A 7,357-nucleotide genomic window follows, 5' to 3' on the forward strand; every position below is an offset into this window, starting at 1 on the left:
CCATCAGGCCGATGGCGGCATAAGCCACCAATGCGCCGCCCGGGCCTGCCATATGGATGGCGCTGCCGCTGGCCATAAACAGGCCGGTGCCGATGCTGCCGCCGATGGCGATCATCGAAAGATGGCGCGACTTTAAATGACGACGCACTTTGGTGCTGCCGGAAGAAGCCGGTGCGGGCGCCGCGGCCACCGCCGCAGCAGAACTACCATCGAAAGAACTCATTTCGGTTCCTTTCAAAAAGGCGTATAGCCAAAACCTTTTCTGCCATAATTTATTGAACAGCAACGAAAAATGATTTTAGCTATACGTTGTTACGCACACGCGGCGCGCCAGCACCGCAACTCAATTTTGGGCGGATTATAAACCCTGATCGCCCGCTGAAAAACCCATAATTTCCCCTGGCGGCCAAATCAGCCAAATTAGCCACCTTTTTTAATTGGCACATTACTCAACCGGCACCCAACCCGTTGCCCCGAAAGCCGCTTAATACCTGGCCTCACGCGCCGAGCAAGCCCCGCGTTGCCGCTGCGAAAAAACGTAACATAAAAACCACATTCGGCCGAGGGACTCTCCCCAAAATACCAGCAGGCTACCTGAAAACGCCCGGTTGGGTTTCAGGTAGCCTACTTGATGTGGCGGCACGCGGTGCAAAACAATGCACCGCTGTCGGTTGGCAAAGGAGAAGAAAACAGCAAAGCCGATTAGTGTGGGCTCGACAAAAGGCTACCTGAAAACACCGGCCCAAAACGAAAATGCCGCCCCGGCTGCATTCCCAAATTTCAGGTAGCCTCCGCTTCCCCATCACAGCCTGCCGCGCATCACTGCTTGCCGCGCCGGAACACCCATTCGTTTTCCGAAGAAGCCGCCGCGCAGAAGGTGTAGCCCTCGCTGTTGAAATCCAGCAGCTGCTCCGGCTCGGTGATGGCGCGTTCGGCGGCATAGCGCAGCATCAGGCCGCGGGCGCGTTTGGCATAGAAACTGATGATTTTGTAGCGGCCGTTTTTCTCGTCTTGGAACACGGGGGTAATCAGGCGGCCGCCGAGTTTGGCCGGCTGCACGGCCTTAAAATATTCCTGCGAAGCCAGGTTCACCAGCACATCGGTTTGCGCCTCGGCCATGCGTTCGGCCAGCAATTCGGTAATCAGGCTGCCCCAGAAGGCGTATAAATCCTTACCGCGCGGGTTGGCCAGCTTGGTGCCCATTTCCAAACGGTAGGGCTGGATTAAATCTAAGGGGCGCAACAGGCCGTATAGTCCGGAGAGCAGGCCGGCATGGCCTTGCAGCCAATCGATTTGCGGCGGGGCGAGGCTCTCGGCATCGAGGCCTTCATACACATCGCCGTTAAACAAATACACCGCCTGCTTGGCGTTTTGCAGGCTGAAAGGCGGCTGCCAGGCCGCATTGCGCTCGGCGTTGAGGCGGGCGATTTTGTCCGACACGCCCATCAGCGCCGACAAATCCTGCGGCGCCAGCTCGCGCAGTTGCACCATCAGGATGGCAGACTGCTCAAGCAGCGCGGGCTGGCTGTGTTCCTTGGTGGGCGCGGCGGCGGTTTCGTTTAGGTTTTTAGCGGGCGAGAGGATGAAAAACATAGCGTTCTCTTTAATGAAGGGGTGCAAATTGGCGGGCAGTTTAGCCGCCTGCGGGGCAACAGGCAAACGGCGGAATAAATCGGCGCGATAGTTTTCAGGTAGCTTCCACCCCGCCTGCCTCATTAAAATAGCCGCCTCCATAAAAGGCTACCTGAAAACCATGTTCGGCATCATCAATCCCCTCTCCTACCTGATCGGCACCATCATCCTCATCATCATGCCCGGCCCGAACAGCATGTTTTGCCTCTCCGTAGCCGCACAACACGGCGCGCGCAAAGCCTACCGCGCCGTATTCGGCGTGCTGCTGGGCGATTTAGTGCTAATCCTGCTTACTGTACTCGGCGCCGGCACCGTGCTCAAGCTCTATCCCGCCCTATTTCACGCCATGACGCTCGCCGGCGGCCTGTATCTGGCCTACATCGGCTTCGGCCTTTTGCGCGGCGCATTGCGCAAATGGTTTGCCCCTCCGCCCGTTTTGGCAGCCGGTTTGCCGCCCACCCCGCCCGCCGGGCACATCTTCAAACGCGCCCTGCTGCTCAGCCTCACCAACCCCAAAGCCATCCTGTTTTTGCTGTCGTTTTTCGTTCAGTTCGTCGATCCCGCCTATCCGCACCCCGCCCTCTCCTTCCTGCTGCTGGCACTGGTTATGCAAACCGTCAGCTTCAGCTACCTCACCCTGCTCGTTTTCGCCGGACACCGCCTCGCCAACCTGTTCCGCCGCCACCGCCGCGTTACCACCGCCTGCACCGCCACCACCGGCCTGCTCTTTATCGGCTTCGCCGTGAGCCTGTGGCTGGCCGGAATTGGGTTTTAGCTACGGTTTCAGGTAGACTCATTCAGATAGAAATAACTGCTCAGGCTACCTGAAAAGCAAAACAGATTGCCGTATAATTGGCGGCATTTGGCCTCGCGCCCCATCTTTGCCGAATTTAAGGAATCCTCATGCGCAAACTCATCCCCCTCCTCTCCGCCCTCGCCCTTTCTGCCTGCTCCAGCCTCGGCAGCCAAGCCTTCAGCGGCGAAAGCGCCACTTTCGGCAGCGACAACATCCTGCGCGACGACGTGCTCAAAGTCGTGCGCACCGCCGAAGCCGCCTCGTTCAACTGCCGCAACATCGAATCCGTACACAGCAAAATCAACAGCGCCCACAAAGTGCACGGCCGCCTGCAGGTGCGCGAAGTGTGGACCGTCCGCGCCTGCGGCCAGGCCCACCGCTACAACATCGGCCTCTTTGAAGACGCACGCGGCGAAACCAACTTCACCGTCAGCCTAATTTCCCGCTAAACACCAAAGAAAGGCTACCTGAAAATGATGTCTTGCAGAGCAAGGCCGAGTTTCTGCGAAGCTAAAAAGGATTTGCCGATTTTCAGGTAGCCTTTTGGAGCAAGGACTATTCAAACATTCTTTGAATCCATTAGTAGGGTGCGTGCCTTGCGGCACGCACGCGGTGGGTTGGGGTTGCCGGGAAAATGGAGAACGCGTGCGTGCGTACCGCACACACCCTACATGCAGGCTACGGCTTGCTAGCGGTATTGAGATTTAGTTAGAAAGTGAATATTAAAAGTGGATATGATGAGAATATCTGAAAATCTTGTAAAAGTTTCTTATGATGAATTTCAAAAATTCATCACTACTAGAAAATTAAATTATTTAATCAGAAAATTCCCCAATAATGATGGCGAAATCAAATTGTTCTATACAACTGATGAACGCAATATGAAAATTTGTATCGCTACTGCTGTTGAAGCAGAAAATATTTTCCAGATAGATAAAACCTTTTAACAAATAGAGACCCCACCCATGCCCAAACGTACCGACCTAAAATCCATCCTTATCATCGGCGCCGGCCCTATCGTCATCGGTCAGGCCTGCGAATTTGACTACTCGGGCGCACAGGCCTGCAAGGCTTTGCGTGAAGAAGGCTACAAAGTCATTCTGGTGAACTCCAACCCCGCCACGATTATGACCGACCCTGAAATGGCGGATGTCACCTACATCGAGCCGATTATGTGGCAGACGGTGGAGAAGATTATCGCCAAAGAGCGACCCGATGCGATTCTGCCCACGATGGGCGGTCAGACCGCGCTGAACTGTGCGCTGGATTTGGCGCGCAACGGCGTGCTGGCGAAATACAATGTCGAGCTGATCGGCGCGACGGAAGACGCCATCGACAAGGCGGAAGACCGCGGCCGCTTTAAGGAGACGATGGAGAAAATCGGCCTCTCCTGCCCGAAATCCTTTGTCTGCCACACGATGAACGAAGCCTTGGCGGCGCAGGAACAGGTCGGCTTCCCGACGCTGATTCGCCCGTCTTTCACGATGGGCGGTTCGGGCGGCGGCATTGCCTACAATAAAGACGAGTTTTTGGCGATTTGCGAACGCGGTTTCGATGCTTCGCCTACGCATGAGTTGCTGATTGAGCAGTCCGTCCTCGGCTGGAAAGAGTACGAGATGGAAGTGGTGCGCGATAAGAACGACAACTGCATCATTATTTGTTCGATTGAAAACTTCGACCCGATGGGTGTGCATACGGGCGACTCGATTACGGTTGCGCCGGCGCAGACGCTGACGGACAAGGAATACCAAATCATGCGTAATGCTTCGTTGGCGGTATTGCGCGAAATCGGCGTGGATACGGGCGGCTCGAACGTGCAGTTTGCGGTGAATCCTGAAAACGGCGAGATGATTGTGATTGAGATGAACCCGCGCGTGAGCCGTTCGTCCGCGCTGGCTTCCAAGGCGACGGGCTTCCCGATTGCGAAGGTGGCGGCGAAGCTGGCGGTCGGCTTTACGCTGGACGAGTTGCGCAACGACATCACCGGCGGCAGAACGCCCGCGTCGTTCGAGCCGTCCATCGACTATGTCGTAACCAAAATCCCGCGTTTTGCGTTTGAAAAATTCCCTGCCGCAGACGACCGCCTGACCACACAGATGAAATCGGTGGGCGAAGTAATGGCAATGGGACGTACGATTCAGGAAAGTTTCCAAAAAGCCCTGCGCGGCTTGGAAACAGGCTTGTGCGGCTTCAATCCGCGCAGCGAAGACAAAGCCGAAATCCGCCGCGAACTGGCGAACCCCGGCCCTGAGCGTATGCTGTTTGTGGCGGACGCGTTCCGCGCAGGCTTCACGCTGGAAGAAATCCACGAAATCTGCGCTATCGACCCTTGGTTCTTGGCGCAAATCGAAGACTTGGTGAAAGAAGAGCAGCAGGTAAGTGCAGGCTGCCTGCAAGATTTGGATTTCGCCGCCTTACGCCGTCTGAAACGCAAAGGCTTCTCCGACAAACGCATCGCGCAGCTTTTAGGGCTACCTGAAAAAGCAGTGCGCGAACACCGCTACGCGCTGAAGCTGCATCCTGTCTATAAACGCGTCGATACCTGCGCCGCCGAGTTCGCCACCGAAACCGCCTACCTCTATTCCACTTACGAAGAAGAATGCGAAGCGCGCCCTTCCGACCGTAAGAAAGTGATGATTCTCGGCGGCGGACCGAACCGCATCGGTCAGGGCATCGAGTTTGACTACTGCTGCGTTCACGCCGCGCTTGCCCTGCGCGAATCCGGTTTTGAAACCATCATGGTCAACTGCAACCCCGAAACCGTGTCCACCGACTTCGACACCAGCGACCGCCTGTATTTCGAGCCGCTGACGCTGGAAGACGTGTTGGAAATCGTCCGCACCGAAGACCCGTGGGGCGTGATTGTGCATTACGGCGGTCAAACCCCGCTCAAACTCGCCAACGCATTGGTTGAAAACGGCGTGAACATCATAGGCACGTCCGCCGACAGCATCGACGCCGCCGAAGACCGCGAACGTTTCCAAAAAGTGTTGAACGACTTAGGCTTGCGCCAGCCGCCCAACCGCATCGCCCATAACGAGGAAGAAGCGCTCGTCAAAGCCGAAGAAATCGGCTATCCGCTGGTCGTGCGCCCGTCTTACGTCCTCGGCGGCCGCGCCATGCAGGTCGTCCACTCCGCCGAAGAGCTGCAAAAATACATGCGCGAAGCCGTGCAGGTATCCGAAGACAGCCCCGTGTTGCTCGATTTCTTCCTGAATAACGCGATTGAAGTCGATGTGGACTGTGTTTCAGACGGCAAAGACGTGGTTATCGGCGGCATCATGCAGCACGTCGAACAGGCAGGCATCCACTCCGGCGACTCCGGCTGCTCGCTGCCGCCTTACTCGCTCAGCGAAGAAATCCAAGACGAAATCCGCCGCCAAACCAAAGCCATGGCCTACGCGCTGGGCGTGGTCGGCCTGATGAACGTACAGTTTGCCGTGCAGGACGGCGTAGTGTTCGTGTTGGAAGTGAACCCGCGCGCCAGCCGCACCGTTCCCTTCGTCTCCAAAGCCACCGGCGTGCCGCTCGCCAAAGTCGGTGCGCGCTGCATGGCAGGCATTTCCCTGCAAAAGCAAGGCGTGGAAAAAGAAGTCGTCCCCGATTTCTATGCCGTTAAAGAAGCCGTGTTCCCCTTCATCAAATTCCCCGGCGTGGACACCATTCTCGGCCCAGAAATGCGCTCCACCGGCGAAGTGATGGGCGTAGGCGAGACCTTTAGCGAAGCATACCTCAAAGCCCAGCTCGGCGCAGGAGAACGCATGCCCGCCACCGGCAAAATCTTCCTTTCCGTGCGCGAAGAAGACAAGCCGCTTATCGTGAAAACCGCGCAAAACTTCCAAGCCTTAGGCTACGGCGTCTGCGCCACGCGCGGTACTGCAGGCTACCTGAAAGAGCACGGCGTGGTGGTACAGGCAGTCAACAAAGTGCCCGAAGGCCGCCCGCACATTGTGGACGCGATTAAAAACGGCGAAATCGCGCTGGTGGTAAACACCGTGGCCAGCAACCCGCAATCCATCGCCGACAGCCACAGCATCCGCCGCAGCGCCCTCACCCAACGCGTACCGCAATACACCACCGTGGCCGGTGGCGAAGCCATGAGCGAAGGGATGAAAAGCTTCAACCTCCTCGGTGTGTATAGCGTGCAGGATTTACATGCCCGCTTGAAAGGCTAGCCGGCATCTGCGAACATGCCATGAAAGAATGGGGGCTGCCGCACGAGAACCTCGTACGCAAAATCAGCAACCCGAAAAAAGGCAGAGAGAGAACCAGGCGGCCAACCGAACAAGAGATTACCAATATCTGCGCCGCTCTCTTATTATCAGCCGGACGGCAAGTCGGAACTGATTGTACAACGGGTAGCCATTGCCGTTCTATTCACCATCGAAACTGCCATGCGGGCAGGCAAAATTTGCGGCCTGAAATGGGCAGATGTGGATTTCACGCGCCGCCTTGCCCATCTACAGATTACCAAAAACGGCGACAGCCGAGACGTGCCATTATCCAAGCGTGCGCTGGAACTGCTCGAGCAACTGCGCAGCATTGATGATGTGTGGGTATTTAACGTGGATGCCAAAAGTTTGGACGTGTTATTTAGGCGGGCGCGGGATAACTGCGGCATTATCGACCTGCATTTTCACGATACCCACCGCGAAGCTCCCACACGTTTATCCAAAAAAGTACCGATTGAAGTGCTGGCAAAAATCAGCGGCCACCAGGATTTAAGAATACTGCTCAATGTGTACTACCACCCTGATATGGCGGATATTGCGTAAATGCTGGACTAGCGTGGCCACGCCTTAATCAACCCGTCATGCCGTGCCGCACAGTCGTTATACAGATGCACCACTTCCAGCGCCCACGGCAGCATTGCCTTGCCCGTTGTTCCCGACAATTCGGGCAGCCTGGGGCAGGGTATAGCCAAATCGG

The 7,357-nt window shown here is 56.5% G+C and carries 6 protein-coding genes and 1 pseudogene; 5 read left to right on the forward strand and 2 right to left on the reverse strand.

Annotated features, from left to right (window positions below):
• Positions 1-223: pseudogene (locus tag A7P97_RS10840) on the reverse strand (hypothetical protein); the annotation flags it as partial.
• A gap of 596 nt (positions 224-819) precedes the next feature.
• Entirely contained in the window at positions 820-1,593 is a 774-nt protein-coding gene (gene yaaA, locus A7P97_RS09470) for a peroxide stress protein YaaA (protein WP_067529311.1), read from the reverse strand.
• 160 nt (positions 1,594-1,753) lie between these two features.
• Here yaaA and leuE point away from each other — a divergent pair, with 160 nt between their 5' ends.
• From leuE to A7P97_RS09495, 5 genes are all read left to right on the forward strand, one after another.
• On the forward strand, positions 1,754-2,407 hold the full coding sequence (gene leuE, locus A7P97_RS09475; protein WP_067529301.1) for a leucine efflux protein LeuE: 654 nt from the start codon (positions 1,754-1,756) through the stop codon (positions 2,405-2,407).
• 128 nt (positions 2,408-2,535) lie between these two features.
• On the forward strand, positions 2,536-2,877 hold the full coding sequence (locus tag A7P97_RS09480) for a hypothetical protein (protein ID WP_067529303.1): 342 nt from the start codon (positions 2,536-2,538) through the stop codon (positions 2,875-2,877).
• A 279-nt stretch (positions 2,878-3,156) separates the two neighbouring features.
• A complete protein-coding gene (locus A7P97_RS09485) occupies positions 3,157-3,375 on the forward strand; it encodes a hypothetical protein (RefSeq protein WP_125080466.1) in 219 nt (72 codons plus the stop codon).
• 18 nt (positions 3,376-3,393) lie between these two features.
• Positions 3,394-6,603, forward strand: a complete 3,210-nt coding sequence (gene carB, locus A7P97_RS09490) for a carbamoyl-phosphate synthase large subunit (protein ID WP_067529308.1) — start codon at positions 3,394-3,396, stop codon at positions 6,601-6,603.
• Between the two features lie 219 nt (positions 6,604-6,822).
• Positions 6,823-7,203 carry a site-specific integrase gene (locus A7P97_RS09495; protein WP_067529309.1) on the forward strand — a complete coding sequence of 127 codons (381 nt, stop codon included), beginning with the start codon at positions 6,823-6,825 and terminating at the stop codon, positions 7,201-7,203.
• The last annotated feature ends 154 nt before the right edge of the window (positions 7,204-7,357 follow it).

Source organism: Eikenella sp. NML070372 (assembly GCF_001648415.1).
Taxonomy (GTDB): domain Bacteria; phylum Pseudomonadota; class Gammaproteobacteria; order Burkholderiales; family Neisseriaceae; genus Eikenella; species Eikenella exigua.